The following is a 14,719-nucleotide window of genomic DNA, read 5'->3' as shown; positions in this document are numbered from 1 at the left end:
ACGTCGCACGGGGGGTTCCGGCCGCGCGGCGGCGGCGCTCCCGGGCAGAGGCGGGCATCCGGTGCAGATCTCCGCACTCGCGGAGGAGTCAGGGATGCATCAGGCCCCGGCGGATCTCCTCACGGTCGGGCTTTCCCGACGACAGCTCGGGGATCGCGTCCACGCGCACGAGCCGCGACGGTCGCGCGGGCGAGCCGACCTCGGTGGCGACGACCGCGCGGGCCTTGGCCAGGAGGGCGGCGTCCTCGTCGCTCCATGCCGAGACGACGATGACGGATGCTTCGCCCCACCGCTCGTCCGGCACGCCGACCACCACGGCGTGCTCGAGGCCCCTCACCGTCTGCACCGCGCGCTCGACGCGGTCGAGCGAGATGTTGATGCCACCCGACACGATGACGTTGTCGATACGGCCTCGGACGCGCAGCACGCCGTCCTCGATCACGCCGGCGTCGCCCGTGCGATACCAGCGCGTGCCGTCCGCATCCCGGGGGAACGCCGCAGCCGCCCGGGCGTCGTCGCCGAGGTAGCCGTCGGCGAGCGTCGGACCGGACAGCTGCACCTCGGCATCGACGATCCGCGCCTCGACGCCGCGCAGCGGAACGCCGTCGTAGACGCATCCACCGCTCGTCTCGGTGGATCCGTACGTCCGCACGATGCGCGCGCCGAGGTCGGCGGCGCGGTCGCGGACGGCGGGCGCGAGCGCCTGACCTCCGATGAGGATGGCCTCGAACGACCGCAGCGCACGGGCGGTCTCGGTGTCGGCGTCGGCGGCGTCGAGCAGGCGCGCGAGCTGAGCGGGCACGAGTGACGTGTAGATCGGCGCGCCATCGCGCCGGGCGAGCGACAGGGCTGCCGTCGTGAACGACGCGGGCGAGAACGCCCCTTCGAGGATCGCCGGCTCGCGGCCGGCGATCAGCGACCGCACGAGCACCTGGAGCCCGGCGACGTAGCTCGCCGGAAGGGCCAGCAGCCACGATCCCTCGCCGATGCGCGCCGCGGTCGCGACGGCGCTCGCCGTGAGCGCGTCGCGGCTGAGCACGACGGATTTCGGGATGCCGGTCGACCCCGATGTCGTGACGACGACGGCCGTGCGATCCGGCACGATGCCGTGCGCGGGGGCGAGCATGCCGAGCCCGAGAGCGGGGCCGCGTCCGACGAGCGCTCCGCGCAGGGACTGCAGCACCTCGTGCGGATCGTCCCCCGACAGGGGCTCGAGCCTCATCAGAAATGCCAGGGATACGGCGACCAGTCGGGATCGCGCTTCTGCAGGAACGCGTCGCGGCCCTCGACGGCTTCGTCGGTGCCGTATGCCAGCCGCGTCGCCTCCCCGGCGAAGACCTGCTGCCCCACCATCCCGTCGTCCACGGCGTTGAAGGCGAACTTCAGCATGCGGATCGCCGTCGGCGACTTCGTGAGGATGGTGCGGGCCATCGCGATCGCCTCACGCTCGAGGTCGGCGTGCGGGACGACCCGGTTCACTGCGCCCATCTCGTACGCGCGCTGGGCGGAGTACTCCTCGGCGAGGAAGAAGACCTCGCGCGCGAACTTCTGGCCGATCTGCCGGGCGAAGTACGCGGAGCCGTAGCCGGCGTCGAACGAGCCGACGTCGGCATCCGTCTGCTTGAACCGCCCGTGCTCCGCCGAGGCGATCGAGAGGTCGCAGACGACGTGCAGCGAGTGCCCGCCGCCGGCGGCCCAGCCCGGGATGACCGCGATGACGACCTTCGGCATGAAGCGGATGAGCCGTTGCACCTCGAGGATGTGGAGGCGGCCGAGGGATGCTGCGGACGGAGACGGAGCGTGCTCGGACGCCGGGCTCGGGCCGGTGAGCGACGGTGCCGGCTCGTACTGGTAGCCCGATCGGCCTCGGATGCGCTGGTCGCCGCCCGAGCAGAAGGCCCAGCCGCCGTCCCTCGGGCTCGGGCCGTTGCCCGTGAGCAGCACGACGCCGATGCGCGGGTCCTGCCGAGCGACGTCGAGGGCGCGGTAGAGCTCGTCCACGGTGTGCGGCCGGAAGGCGTTCCGCACCTCCGGACGGTCGAACGCGATGCGCGCGATTCGGCCGTCGGTGGAGACGTGCGCCGTGATATCCGTGTAGTCGTCCGCGCCGGGCGCGAGGGCCCACGCGGACTCGTCGAAGAGCTCCGAAACCGTCACCGGTCCAGCCTACGCGCGGGGCCTTCGCGCACGCCTGCCACGACGGCGTCACACGGCGACGGCGGCGACGAGACGGCCCCTACCCTGGAGAAGTGACGTTCCGCTCCGCTCTCGCCGCTGCCGCCGCATCCGCCGCCCTCCTGATCGCCCTCGCGGGCTGCGCGACCGCAACCCCCTCGGCGGGGTCGTCGGCATCGCCCGCCGCGAGCGCCGGCGCGACCTGCGCGGGCGTCACGGTCATAGTCGATCCGGGCGACCTGAAGGTGCCGGCATCCGCCAAGAAGAGAGCGTGCGTCGCGACCGACGCCCCGATCACGGCCGCGGAGGCCTTCGCGAAGACCGGAGTGACGACGGAGGGCACGAAGCAGTACGGCGACCAGGTCGTGTGCCGCGTCAACGGCGTTCCCTCCGCGACCCTCGACATCCCGGCGAAGGACGGCAGCACGTACCACGAGCAGTGCCAGGGGATGCCCGCGGCCTTCGCCTACTGGGCGCTCTGGCTGAAGCCCGCGGGCGGCGCCTGGGCATATGCCCAGGACGGCATGTCCGCGCAGAAGGTCGAGCCCGGCCAGAGCGTCGAGCTGCTGTTCACCCTTGACGGCAAGCCCGCGACTCCCGCGCCATGACCCTCAGGCCCGCGCCGTTGCGCGCGGCGGCGATCCTGGCCGCCGTGTTCATCGGGGCGCGGGTGGTCTACCGCATCCTGTTCGACGGGGCGGATGCCGGCGGCCCGGTGCTCGTGCCGCTGCCGGCGATGCGGCTGCCCGAGCCGTTCGCGCACGTCGTGCTGCTCGGGCCGATCACCGCGGGCGGGCTGTGGGATGCGGTCGCCTCGGCGATCCCGATCGCGGCGCTGATCCTCGCCTTCGGGGTGCTGAACGCGCTGGTGGACCTCTCTCGCGGTTTCACGGTTCTTGCGCGGCGCGGACCGCTGCGGGCGGTCGCACGCATGCTGGCGGTCGCATGGGCGACGCTTCCGGCGCTCGCCGACGCCGCGCGCGCGGTGCGGTTCGCCTTCCGGCTGCGGGGCGAGCGCTTCGGGGCGCGCGCCCTCGTGCCGATCCTCGAGAGGACCCTCGAGCGGGCGTCATCCGTCGCCGCTGCGCTGGAGCTGCGCGGCTTCGGGGCGTCGGACCAGACGTCGCCGCTCGCCGCGGACTGCGCGCATCCCGTCGTCGTCGCGGATGCGGTGTTCTCCTTCTCTCCGTCCCCCTCCGGTGCCTTCCTCCGTCCTGAGCCGTCGGATGCCGTCGCCGAACGTGACGGACGAACGCAGGGCGAACCCTTCGCAGGAGTGCGGGTTCGCGAGTTCGCGCCGCCGGTCGGGTCACTCACCGTCGTGACGGGGGCGACGGGCGCGGGGAAGTCCACGCTGCTGCGCGGGCTCGCCGGACTGCTCTCCCATGTCGACGGCGGTGCGCTCGACGGCGTCGTGCGGATCGCCGGCCTCGACCGCGCCGCGACCCCGCCGCGCGAGACCGCGCGGTTCATCGGAGTCGTGCTGCAGAATCCCCGCGAGGCGTTCGCGACCGAACGCGTGCGCGACGAGATCGGGCTCGCCCTCGAGCTGCGGGGCGTCGCATCGGTCATCGTCGCGGCGCGCGTCGCCGAGGTCGCGGAGCGGGTGGGGGTGGCGCACCTGCTCGAGCGGCCGGTGCGCACGCTGTCGGCAGGCGAGGCCACTCTGGTCGCGATCGCCGCCGCGGTGGTCGAGCGTCCCATCCTGCTGCTCGTGGATGAGCCTCTGGCCGATCTCGACGCCGACGCTCGCGCGCGTGTCGTCGGGGTGCTGGATGCGCTGGCGCACACGGCCGGTGTGTGCGTGGTCGTGGCCGAGCACCGTTCCGGCCCGTTCACGCCTGTCGCGGATGCCTGGGCGGCGATCGCGGACGGCCTGCTCGCGCCGGGGTCTGCGCCGGCGGTGGCACCTGCTCCGCCGGCCGTGGTGCACCCACCGACCCTGCACCACGTCCTGGCCGCGGAGCACCTCTCCATCCGCCGCGAGCGCGCCACGGTGGTGCAGGATGCGTCGCTCACGCTCGGTGCGGGCGAGGTCGTGGCGCTCATCGGGCCGAATGGCGCGGGCAAGTCGACGCTGCTCGCCGCGCTCGCACTGCCCGAGAGGGACATGCCCATCGTCGCGGGCGGCCGCGTCGCCCTGGTTCCCGACGCCTCGGACGACCTCTTCACGCGCGACACCGTCGGAGCGGAGCTGCGGGCCGCCGACCGGCGCGCAGGCGCTGAGCGAGGCGTGTCGGCTGCGCGACTGGCCCATCTGCTCGGCGGCGAGCGGGTCGATCCGCGTCGGCATCCGCGCGATCTCTCCGTCGGCCAGCGCCGCTGCCTCGCGATCGCCCTGCAATCGGCGGGAGATCCGCAGGTGCTGCTGATCGACGAGCCGACCCGCGGGCTGGATGCGTCGGCCCGTGAGCTGGTCGCCAGGGCACTGCGTGCGGCAGCGGATGCGGGTTCCGCCGTGCTCTTCGCGACACACGACGCCGACTTCGCCGCAGCGCTGGGTGCGCGCATCCTGCCGATGCGCGACGGGGTGGCACCTGCGGCCCCGCGCTCCGATTCCCTCGGCTCGCTCGACGGTGCGCGAGATGCCGGACCGCTCCCCCGTGCCCGATCTCAGTCCGCACCCGCTGAGCGAGGGATCCAGGCCCGGAACGGCGCGGCGCGTGCGGATGGCGCCACGATCCCGGCTGAGATCGGGCTCGCGATGCGGGCTGCGGACCGGGTGGCGTCGCGGCCCGCACGGCACCGGCTGCCCCTCGTCGCCCTGGTGGCGGCCAACCTCGTCGCTCTCGCAGCCTTCTGCTGGCCGCTCGTCGCCACGGCACTGCCGAGCGAAGCCGCCGCGGCCGCGCCGTTCGCCGCGATCGCGCTGGCACCGCTCGCGGCCATCGCGGTCGCCGCATCCCTCGACGGCACCGTCCGCTCGGCCCACACGATCGCGCTCCTCGGCGTCCTCGCCGCGGTCGGCGCGGCGGTCCGCATCGCGAGCACCGGGGTCGGCGGCGTCGAGGCCGTGTTCATCCTGCTGATCCTTGCGGGACGCGCGTTCGGCGCCCGCTTCGGCCTTCTGCTCGGCGTCGCCACCATCGCGATCTCAAGCGTGATGTGGGGCGGCTTCGGCCCCTGGACGCCCTTCCAGATGTTCGCCTGCGCCTGGGTCGGTGCGGCTGCGGGTCTTCTGCCTCGCCGGGTCCGCGGCTGGGCGGAGATCGGGATGCTGTGCGCCTACGGCGTCGTCGCGTCCTACCTCTTCGGTCTGCTCATGAACCTCTGGTTCTGGCCGTTCGCCGTCGGGGCGGGGACCGGCATCTCCTACGTCCCCGGGGCGCCGATCGGCCAGAACCTCGTGAGCTTCCTGGTGTACTCGCTGATCAGCTCGACCCTCAGCTGGGACACGCTCCGCGCGATCACGACCGTCATCGGCGTCGTCGTCATCGGACGCGCCGTGCTCGCCTCGCTCCGGCGGGCGAAGCCGGTCACCCGGCCCGTCCACCCCCGTGCCCGCATTCTCGTGCCCGCGGGCCCGGCGAGCGACTGAGCCGGTCGCGCCCTCCCGGCCCACCCGGCAGTCGTCGCGACCGCATGCCGGCCGCGCCGCCCGCGGACGATCACGAGACGCGCCCCCGGGCGGCGGCCACGAACAGGCCCCGCTGCGAGCGCGGGAAGCGCTCGATCATCGCCGCGAGCTCTGCGGCATCCACGTCCGCGCCGAACGGCTCCGTGCCGGGCTCCAACCGCATCCCCTCGGCAAGGCGACCCGCGATGACCGGATCGAATCCGAACTCGTCGACCAGCCGGGCGACGGCCGCCACGTCATCCGGATCGTCGCCCGCGATCGCGATCGCCTTCCGGCCCTCGGCACCCGGGGGCCGGGCCTCCTCCTGGAGGTCCTGGTAGCCCATGTGGTTGAACGCCTTGACGACCCGGGCGCCCTCCAGGAACGCCTGGACGGTCTCGCTCGTCGAGGTCAGCGGATCCTCGAAGTCGGGGCGGTAGCCGTCGACATCCCACCAGTAGTTCATGGCGTCGATGACCAGCGTGCCGCGCAGCGGCTCGACGGGGAGCGTCCGGTGCTGGCCGAGGGGCAGCGCCAGGATGACGACGTCCGCGCGGGTCGCCGCATCCGTCGTCGTCGTCGCCTCCGCATCCGGCGCGAGCACCGCGACCGTCCGGGCGATGCGCGCGGGATCGCCGGACCCTGCCACCAGGACGTGGTGACCGGATGCGACGGCGAGCCGCGCGAGCACGAGCCCGACCCTGCCGGCGCCGAGGATGCCGATCGTCCGCGAGTCGCCCACGGATTCCAGACTATGCAGGGCTCATCCGAGTCGGGCGCCCGGAAGACGACCGATGTCCGAGCGTGTCGGATCGTGGGAGTGGCGCCTCGCTCATGTGAGACTTCGTGTCACACATTGTTCGAAGGGGACCAATGCTTCAAGAGGCGACCCGCGAGCGCCGCTCGCCCACGACGCACGAGCTCGCAGTCTGGCGAGACTTCATCGAGACGACCGCACTGCTGCGCGCGCAGGTCGCCGCACGGATACAACGGGACTCCGGACTGTCCATGGGCGATTACGCCGTACTGCTCGCACTGACCGAGGCCGACGGGGAATGTCTGCGCTCGTCCGTGCTCGCGACGGCGATCGGCTGGGAGCGAAGCCGCCTCTCCCACCACCTCGCGCGCATGCAGCAGCGCGGACTCATCGAGCGCCGCGGCAGCGAGGGCGACAATCGGGGCACGGAGGTCACGCTGACGCGCGCGGGGTCGGATGCCTTCCGCCGCTCCACAGCACCGCACCTGCACGTTGTGCGAGAGCTCTTCATCGATGCGTTCGACACCGGCCAGCTCGTTCAGCTCGTGGAGCTCACCGGGGCGCTGCGCACACACCTCGGTCCCGCCGCCTGCGACACGGCGGATGCGGCCGCAGACGACTGCTGACCGTCAGACCGAGAAGTACTTCGCCTCCGGGTGGTGGAAGACGAAGGCGTCGGTCGACTGCTCGGGATGCAGCTGCAGCTCCTCGCTCAGCTGCACGCCCATCCGCTCGGGGCGCAGGAGCTCGACGACCTTGCGGCGGTCCTCCATCTCGGGACACGCGGGGTAGCCGAGCGAGAAGCGCGCGCCGCGGTACTCGAGCTTGAACAGCCCGGCCTTCTCCACCGGCTCCTCGGCCGCGAAGCCGAGTTCCGACCGGATGCGGGCGTGCCAGAACTCCGCCAGCGCCTCGGTGAGCTGCATCACGAGACCGTTGAGCTCGTAGTAGTCGCGGTAGCGGTCTTCGGCGAAGAGCTTCGCGGTCACCTCGTCGATCGCGGCTCCGGCGGTGACCAGTTGCACCGGCAGGACGTCGACCTGACCGGACTCGCGCGAGCGGACGAAGTCGGCCAGGCACAGGTGCCGGTCGCGCCGCTGGCGCGGAAACGAGAACCGCAGGCGGTCGGTGCCGATCGCGCCGCTGCCCCCGTCCGGGGCGAGCAGCCCGGCCGCGCCCAGAACGCCGGTCGGATCGTCGGCGTGGTGCAGCACCACGACATCGTCGCCCTCCGAGACGACCGGGAAGTACCCGTAGGCGACGGAGGCGTCCAGCATCCCCTCCGACAGGATTCGGTCGAGCCAGTACCGCAGTCGTGGCCGGCCCTCGCGCTCGACGAGCTGCTCGTAGGTGAGGCCCTCGTCGCCGCGACCGGGTTTCAAGCCCCACTGCCCCATGAAGGTCGCGCGCTCGTCGAGGAAGGCGGCGAAGTCCGCGAGCGCCAGGCCTCGGACGATGCGGGTGCCCCAGAACGGCGGCGCGGGCACGAGGTTGTCGGCCGCGACGTCGGAGCGGGCGGGCATCGCCTCGGGCTCCGTGAGGGTGAGCTGCGAGCCGGCCCGGTGGATGCGCTTCTTCAATGCGGGAAGCCCGACCGCGGACGGATCCTCCCCGCGCGCGATGCGCACCAGCGGCTCCATGAGGGCCAGGCCCTCGAACGCATCCTTCGCGTAGCGCACGTGGCCGTCGAAGATCCCCGCGAGGTCGTCCTCCACGTACGCGCGGGTCAGTGCGGCACCGCCGAGGATCACGGGCCATCGCTTCGCGATGCCCCGAGCCTGCAGCTCCAGGAGGTTCTCCTTCATCACGACCGTCGATTTCACGAGGAGGCCCGACATGCCGATGACGTCGGCGTCGTGCTCTTCGGCGGCGGCGATGATGTCGGCGATCGGCTGCTTGATGCCGAGGTTGATGACGTCGTAGCCGTTGTTCGTCAGGATGATGTCGACGAGGTTCTTGCCGATGTCGTGCACGTCGCCGCGGACCGTGGCCAGCACGATGCGCCCCTTGCCCGACGCATCCGCGCGCTCCATGTGCGGCTCGAGCAGAGCCACGGCCGTCTTCATCACCTCGGCGGACTGCAGCACGAAGGGCAGCTGCATCTCTCCCGCGCCGAACCGCTCGCCGACGACCTTCATGCCCTCCAGCAGGTGGTCGTTGATGATCGCCAGCGGCGCCATCCCGTCGGCGCGGGCGAGGTCGAGATCGGCCTCGAGCCCCTTGCCCTCGCCGTCGATGATGCGTCGCTGCAGGCGCTCGCCGACCGGCAGTGCGGCGAGCTCGGCGGCGCGCTGGTCGCGCAGGGCCGCGGTGTCGACGCCCGCGAACAGGTCGAGCATCGTCGCCAGCGGGTCGTACGTGACGTTGCCGTCGACGTCGTACTCGCGGCGGTCCCACACGAGGTCGAGCGCGACCTGGCGCTGCTCGTCCGGCAGCGTGGCCAGCGGCACGATCTTGGCCGCGTCGATGATGCCGCTCGACAGGCCCGCCTCCGCGGCCTCGTGGAGGAACACGGAGTTCAGCGCGACGCGGGCGGCGGGGTTCAGCCCGAACGACACGTTCGAGACCCCGAGGGTCGTGTGGATGCCGGGGTACTTGCGGGTGATCTCGCGGATCGCCTCGATCGTCTCGATGGCGTCGCGTCGGGTCTCCTCCTGGCCCGTGGCGATGGGGAAGGTCAGGCAGTCGACGATGATGTCCTCGACCCGCATCCCCCACTCCCCGACGAGGGAGTCGACCAGGCGCGATGCGATCGCGACCTTGCCCTCGGTGGTGCGGGCCTGGCCGTGCTCGTCGATCGTGAGCGCGACGACCGCGGTGCCGTGCTCCTTCACGAGCGGCATGATGCGGCCGAAGCGACTGTCCGGGCCGTCGCCGTCCTCGTAGTTCACCGAGTTGACGACCGGGCGCCCGCCGATGAGCTCGAGCCCGGCCTGGACCACCGGCGGCTCGGTCGAGTCGATCACGAGCGGAAGAGTGGATGCCGAGGCGAACCGGGAGACGACCTCCCGGATGTCGGCGACGCCGTCGCGTCCGACGTAGTCGACGCAGACGTCCAGCAGGTGCGCCCCCACGCGGATCTGCTCGCGTGCGATCTCGACGCAGTCGTCCCAGCGCTCCTCCAGCATCGCCTGGCGGAAGGCCTTGGACCCATTGGCGTTGGTGCGCTCGCCGATGGCGAGGTACGAGGCATCCTGGTCGAAGGAGACGTGCTGGTAGAGGGACGCGACGCCCGCATCGATGTCGCTCGGCGCGCGGTCGGGCGCCGCCGCCCGGTACGGCGCGAGGCGATCGACGACCGCGGCGAGGTGCTCGGGCGTCGTGCCGCAGCATCCGCCGATGAGCCCCAACCCGAACTCGCGCACGAACTGCTCGTGCGCGGTGGCGAGCTCCGCCGGCGACAGCGGATAGTGCGCGCCGTCCGCCGTGAGCACCGGCAGACCGGCATTCGGCATGCAGGCGATCGGCACGGTCGAGTGCTTCGACAGGTGCCGCAGGTGCTCGCTCATCTCGGTCGGACCGGTGGCGCAGTTCAGGCCGATCGCGTCGACGCCGAGCGGCTCGAGCGCGGTCAGCGCGGCGCCGATCTCGGAGCCCATGAGCATGGTGCCGGTCGTCTCGACGGTCACCTCGACGAAGATCGGCAGACGGATGCCGCGCGCCACGATCGCCTGCTTGCAGCCGTTGACCGCAGCCTTCGTCTGCAGCAGGTCCTGCGAGGTCTCGACGAGGAACGCGTCCGCTCCCCCGTCGATCAGCCCCTCGGCCTGCAGCGCGAAGGTCTGCTTGAGGTGGTCGTACGTCGTGTGACCCAGCGAGGGCAGTTTCGTGCCGGGGCCCATCGAACCGAGGACCCACCGCATCCGTCCATCGGCCGCCTCGGCGGCCTCCGCGCGCTCCCGCGCGATCGCCGCGCCCTTCTCCGCGAGCTCGGCGATGCGGTCGTCGATGCCGTAGTCGGAGAGGTTCGACCAGTTGGCGCCGAACGTGTTGGTCTCGACGGCATCCACACCGACCGCGTAATACGCGTCATGGATGCCGCCGACCACGTCCGGGCGCGTGACGTTCAGGATCTCGTTGCAGCCCTCGAGCCCCTCGAAGTCGCCCTCGACCGACAGATCGTGGCGCTGCAGCATCGTGCCCATCGCGCCGTCGGCGATGACGACACGGTGGTGGACGGCATCCAGGAGCGCCTGAGAGCGTGCGGGGCGCTCGACGCCGTCGATGTCCAAGGCGAAGCGGGGCGGCGTCATCCGTTCAGCCGTTCTTCGCGTCGCGCCAGTTCACCCAGTGCTGCACGAGGTCGCGGTCGTAGTGCGGGCCGGAGATGCCGAGCGTGAACAGCCGGACCCCGGCGTCGTAGAGGGCGCCCGCGGTCTCGACGTCCCGCCGGGCGAGCTCGTTCGAGACGACCAGGTTCGACGTGTCGCGTCCCTCCTTCTCCGCCCACTGCTCGATGACCGAGACCTTGTGCGCGATCGCATCCGGCCTGACGAAGGAGTGCCAGATGTCCGCGTGCTTCGCGACGAGCCGCAGTGTCTTCTGCTCGCCCGCCCCTCCGATGAGGACCGGGATGCGACGGGTCGGCGCCGGGTTCAGCTTCTCCCAGCGCGCCTCGATGCGCTCCAGGCCCGCGGCGAGGTCGTTCAGGCGCGAGCCCGGGGTGCCGAACTCGTAGCCGTACTCGTCGTAGTCGCGCTCGAACCAGCCCGCGCCGGTGCCGAAGATGAACCGTCCGCCGGAGATGTGGTCGAGCGTGCGGGCCATGTCGGCCTGCAGGTCGGGATTGCGGTAGCTGTTGCAGTTGACGAGGGCGCCGAACTCGACGCGCTCGGTCTGCTCGGCCCAGGCGCCGAGCATCGTCCACGACTCGAAGTGCAGGCCGTCGGGCTCGCCGGAGAGCGGATAGAAGTGGTCCCAGTTGAAGAGGATGTCGACACCCATGTCCTCCAGGCGTCGCACGGTGTCTCGGATCTCGGTGTACGTGGCGTGCTGCGGCTGGATCTGCACGCCGAGGCGCGCGGGAGTGTCGAGGAGCATGCGACCAGCCTAGAGGCGGGCGGCTACACGGGGCCCTGTGTTTCCGGGCGGCCCGGGCCGCGGCCACGCGCCTTGAGGAACGCGTCCAGCACATCCCAGACGGCGATCGCGGCGAGCCCGAGACCCAGGAGGATGCCCAGGATGCGAGGAACCTCCGCTGACGTCGCATCCGCGAGTGCGCTCACGAGCTCGGAGTTCAGCAGGCGACCCTCGACGAGGAGGGAGATGATCCCTCCGAAGAGGAGGAGGTCCAGGATGCCGTGCACCGCGGCCAGCGGGTAGGACCATCCGCCGCGCTCGTAGACGAGGAGGCTGACGACGGCGAAGGCCGCGAGGATCGCGAACAGGGCGATCATCCACCAGGGCCACAGCGCGGGGTTGAAGACCGGCATCCACGTGCCGTTCGCGAACGCGAGGCCGCGCAACGCGTCCCAGAGGATCACCCCGGCCACGAGCACCAGCCAGACGAGTGAGAGGACGAGGTCGCTCAGGCGCGCTCCGCGTTCGCGCGGCATCGGGAGGCGATCGGGTGTCCAGGCGCCGGCATCCATCGCGGGGCGTCCGGTGCGCTCCAGCACGGCGAAGACCACCGTCACCCAGAACGACACGTGCACGATGGACGACAGCGCGCCGATCACGGCCTGGCTGACGACCGTTCCGACCGAAGCCTGCGCGATCAGCTGGCCGAGTGCGATCGAGAAGGCCACGCAGGCGGGCACGATCCACAGCAGCAGCTTCAGCAGCCGCCACCAGTCGAGGTAATAGCGCGGCCCGATGAGACGCAGCGCGCGCCCGGTGTAGCCGGCGGCGAGTGCGTCCGGGTCGCCCAGATCCGTGAGCACCGCCCGCTCGGCGGCCGCGGCGTCCTCACCCGCGTCGATGCGCGCATCGACCTGATCGGCGATGGATGCCTTCAGCTCTGCGGCGAGGTCGGCCCGCTGCTTGTCGGGGACCGTGCGCATCGCCGCGTCGACATAGCGGTCGGTGAGGGTGGTGGCATCCATGTCAGTCCTCCTGAGGGAGATCGGCGATCGATGCGGCGATCGCTCCGAAGTCGTCGGTGAGCGACCGGGCGAGGGACCGTCCGGCGGCGCTCGTGCGGTAGAACTTGCGCGGCCGGGCCTCGTCGGTGTTCCACTCGCTGGTGAGGTACCCCTGCTTCTCGAGCCGGCGGAGCAAGGGGTAGAGCGTGTTGGCGTCGGCCGCGAAGCCGCGGCGGGCGAGCTGCTCGAGCAGCCCGTAGCCGTAGCCCGGCGTCGCCAGCAACCGCAGGCAGGCGAGCACCACGGTGCCGCGACGCAGCTCCTGCAGGTGCGTGTCGAGGATCTCGTCTTGGCTCACATCTCACACGATACTGTTTCTCACACACTATCGTCAACGGCACATTGTCGTCCGCGTCACGCGGACTGAATCCCGAACCTGGGGCGGCGGACGAACGCACCGACCGGATCGGAGGGCATCATGGGGACATGCCGCGCGACCTGCCTCCGCTTCCCGACCTCCTCGACTCCGCGCGCGTGGTCGCGCTGCCGATGGCGACCCGATTCCGCGGAATCGACGTCCGCGAGGCTCTGCTCTTCCAAGGGCCGGAGGGATGGGCCGAGTTCTCGCCCTTCGTGGAGTACGGCGATGCCGAGGCGTCGACCTGGCTCGCCGCCGCCATCGACGACGCCTGGATGCCGCGCCCCGAGGCCGTGCGCGACTCCGTCCGGGTGAACGCCACGGTGCCGGCGGTGCCGGCCGACCGTGTCGCGGCGGTGCTCGGGCGCTTCGACGGGTGCCGCACCGCCAAGGTCAAGGTCGCGGAGCCGGGGCAGACCCTCGCCGACGACGTCGAACGCGTGCGCGCGGTGCGCGAGGCCCTGGGCCCCGAGGGGCGTGTGCGCATCGACGCCAACGCCGGGTGGAACGTCGACGAGGCCGAGCGGGCGATCCACGCCCTCGCCGAGTACGACCTCGAGTACGCCGAGCAGCCGTGCGCGACCGTGGACGAGCTGGTCGAGCTGCGCAGGCGCGTGAAGTACATGGGCGTGCCGATCGCCGCGGACGAGAGCGTGCGCAAGGCGTCGGATCCGCTCGCGGTCGCCCGCGCCGGCGCGGCCGACCTGCTGGTCGTGAAGGCGCAGCCGCTGGGCGGCGTGTGCCGGGCCCTCGAGATCGTGGCCGAGGCCGGGCTCCCCGCCGTGGTGTCCAGCGCGCTGGACACAGCCGTCGGCATCTCGATGGGCGTCGCGCTGGCGGCGGCTCTTCCCGAGCTCGACTACGACTGCGGACTCGGGACGGGCGCGCTCTTCACCGCGGACGTGGCGGAGTATGGGGTCGTCGACGGCGCGCTCACGGTCACGCGGGTGACTCCGGATGCGACGCGCCTCGACGAGCTCGCGGCATCCCCCGATCGTCGCGACTGGTGGATCGCGCGCCTCGAGCGCTGCTGGGGTGCGCTCGAAAAAGCCGACTGATCAGCAGAGGATGAGGCGGGCGACCTCGTTCAGGCGAGCGCTCGCGGCGGCGCGCAGCGCCTCATCGCCCTCGAGCGACCGGTCGGCGACACCGCGGATCAGCGCCCGCACCGCCGACGACTCCCACACCGTGAGCATGAGCCGGGCGGCCTGCTCGGCATCCACCCGGAATTCGATGCCCTTGAGGGCGCCGATGTCGGTGATGATCTTCGCGACGCTGCGCTGCATCGCGGCATCCTGATCGAGGAACGCCCGCGCGATGTCGGGGTCGCGCAGGGCGCGGATGCGAATCTCGCTCATCAGCAGCACGCCCAGGCGGTCCTCGGCGCCGACGTCGAGCACCTGCTCGAGGATCGCCGAGATCTGACTCTCATCGAAGCCGTCCGAGCCGTCCGAGACCAGACCGCCGATGCGCGCCTGCACGGACTGCACACGCTCGGACGCGACGCGCGCGGCCAGCTCCAGGAACAGCTCGTCCTTCGAGTCGAAGTTCGAGTAGAACGCGCCGCGCGTGAAGCCCGCCCGCTCGCAGATCGCCTCGACGGACGCGGCGTCGAGGCCCACCTCGGCGAAGACCTCGAAGGCCGCCTCCATCAGGCGCGCGCGGGTGTTCTCGCGGCTGCGGGTCGCCACTCTCGTGTCGGTCATCGCGCTTCTCCCCTCTTCGTGATTCTCACATGGAGCATTCAGATTTGCCGGTCCCGATTCCTTTACGATACACGTATGTATCGG

The 14,719-nt window shown here is 71.6% G+C and carries 12 protein-coding genes; 4 read left to right on the top strand and 8 right to left on the bottom strand.

Annotated elements, in window-relative coordinates; genetic code table 11:
- Positions 1 to 88 precede the first annotated feature (88 nt).
- Positions 89 to 1,222 carry an AMP-binding protein gene (locus AC0NZN_RS14045; protein WP_474592933.1) on the bottom strand — a complete coding sequence of 378 codons (1,134 nt, stop codon included), beginning with the start codon at positions 1,220 to 1,222 and terminating at the stop codon, positions 89 to 91.
- On the bottom strand, positions 1,222 to 2,157 hold the full coding sequence (locus tag AC0NZN_RS14040; RefSeq protein ID WP_474592932.1) for a 1,4-dihydroxy-2-naphthoyl-CoA synthase: 936 nt from the start codon (positions 2,155 to 2,157) through the stop codon (positions 1,222 to 1,224). Before AC0NZN_RS14040 ends, AC0NZN_RS14045 begins: the two co-directional genes overlap by 1 nt.
- A gap of 92 nt (positions 2,158 to 2,249) precedes the next feature.
- Here AC0NZN_RS14040 and AC0NZN_RS14035 point away from each other — a divergent pair, with 92 nt between their 5' ends.
- Together AC0NZN_RS14035 and AC0NZN_RS14030 are read left to right on the top strand one after the other, a co-directional pair.
- A complete protein-coding gene (locus AC0NZN_RS14035) occupies positions 2,250 to 2,783 on the top strand; it encodes a hypothetical protein (protein ID WP_474592931.1) in 534 nt (177 codons plus the stop codon).
- Positions 2,780 to 5,713: an ATP-binding cassette domain-containing protein gene (locus AC0NZN_RS14030; RefSeq protein ID WP_474592930.1), complete on the top strand. Its 2,934-nt coding sequence runs from the start codon at positions 2,780 to 2,782 to the stop codon at positions 5,711 to 5,713. The genes AC0NZN_RS14035 and AC0NZN_RS14030 overlap by 4 nt, the downstream gene beginning before the upstream one ends.
- Before the next feature lie 70 nt (positions 5,714 to 5,783).
- Here the strand turns inward: AC0NZN_RS14030 and AC0NZN_RS14025 are convergent, their stop codons facing one another.
- On the bottom strand, positions 5,784 to 6,473 hold the full coding sequence (locus AC0NZN_RS14025) for an NADPH-dependent F420 reductase (protein ID WP_474592929.1): 690 nt from the start codon (positions 6,471 to 6,473) through the stop codon (positions 5,784 to 5,786).
- A gap of 131 nt (positions 6,474 to 6,604) precedes the next feature.
- Between AC0NZN_RS14025 and AC0NZN_RS14020 the strand changes: the two genes are divergently transcribed.
- Positions 6,605 to 7,114, top strand: coding sequence for a MarR family winged helix-turn-helix transcriptional regulator (locus AC0NZN_RS14020; protein WP_474592928.1), 510 nt, complete (start codon positions 6,605 to 6,607; stop codon positions 7,112 to 7,114).
- Positions 7,115 to 7,117: 3 nt separating this feature from the next.
- Here AC0NZN_RS14020 and metH read toward each other — a convergent pair whose 3' ends face one another.
- Genes metH through AC0NZN_RS14000 form a run of 4 tightly spaced genes read right to left on the bottom strand, consistent with a single transcriptional unit; the run spans position 7,118 to position 12,869 of the window.
- A complete protein-coding gene (gene metH / locus AC0NZN_RS14015) occupies positions 7,118 to 10,741 on the bottom strand; it encodes a methionine synthase (RefSeq protein WP_474592927.1) in 3,624 nt (1,207 codons plus the stop codon).
- A gap of 4 nt (positions 10,742 to 10,745) precedes the next feature.
- On the bottom strand, positions 10,746 to 11,528 hold the full coding sequence (locus tag AC0NZN_RS14010) for an LLM class F420-dependent oxidoreductase (protein WP_474592926.1): 783 nt from the start codon (positions 11,526 to 11,528) through the stop codon (positions 10,746 to 10,748).
- A gap of 23 nt (positions 11,529 to 11,551) precedes the next feature.
- Complete coding sequence (locus AC0NZN_RS14005; RefSeq protein ID WP_474592925.1) at positions 11,552 to 12,532, bottom strand: permease prefix domain 1-containing protein; 981 nt, start codon at positions 12,530 to 12,532, stop codon at positions 11,552 to 11,554.
- A 1-nt stretch (position 12,533) separates the two neighbouring features.
- Positions 12,534 to 12,869, bottom strand: a complete 336-nt coding sequence (locus AC0NZN_RS14000; RefSeq protein WP_474592924.1) for a PadR family transcriptional regulator — start codon at positions 12,867 to 12,869, stop codon at positions 12,534 to 12,536.
- A gap of 128 nt (positions 12,870 to 12,997) precedes the next feature.
- On the opposite strand from AC0NZN_RS14000, the gene AC0NZN_RS13995 reads away from it, so the two are divergent.
- Positions 12,998 to 13,987, top strand: a complete 990-nt coding sequence (locus AC0NZN_RS13995) for an o-succinylbenzoate synthase (RefSeq protein ID WP_474592923.1) — start codon at positions 12,998 to 13,000, stop codon at positions 13,985 to 13,987.
- Here the strand turns inward: AC0NZN_RS13995 and AC0NZN_RS13990 are convergent, their stop codons facing one another.
- The gene (locus AC0NZN_RS13990; protein WP_474592922.1) at positions 13,988 to 14,635 is read right to left on the bottom strand and encodes a TetR/AcrR family transcriptional regulator; all 648 of its coding nucleotides are present in this window, start codon (positions 14,633 to 14,635) and stop codon (positions 13,988 to 13,990) included.
- Between the last annotated feature and the right edge of the window lie 84 nt (positions 14,636 to 14,719).

It is taken from the genome of Microbacterium sp. sgz311019 (genome assembly GCF_056135325.1).
This window is presented reverse-complemented; position numbering and strand designations above follow the sequence as displayed.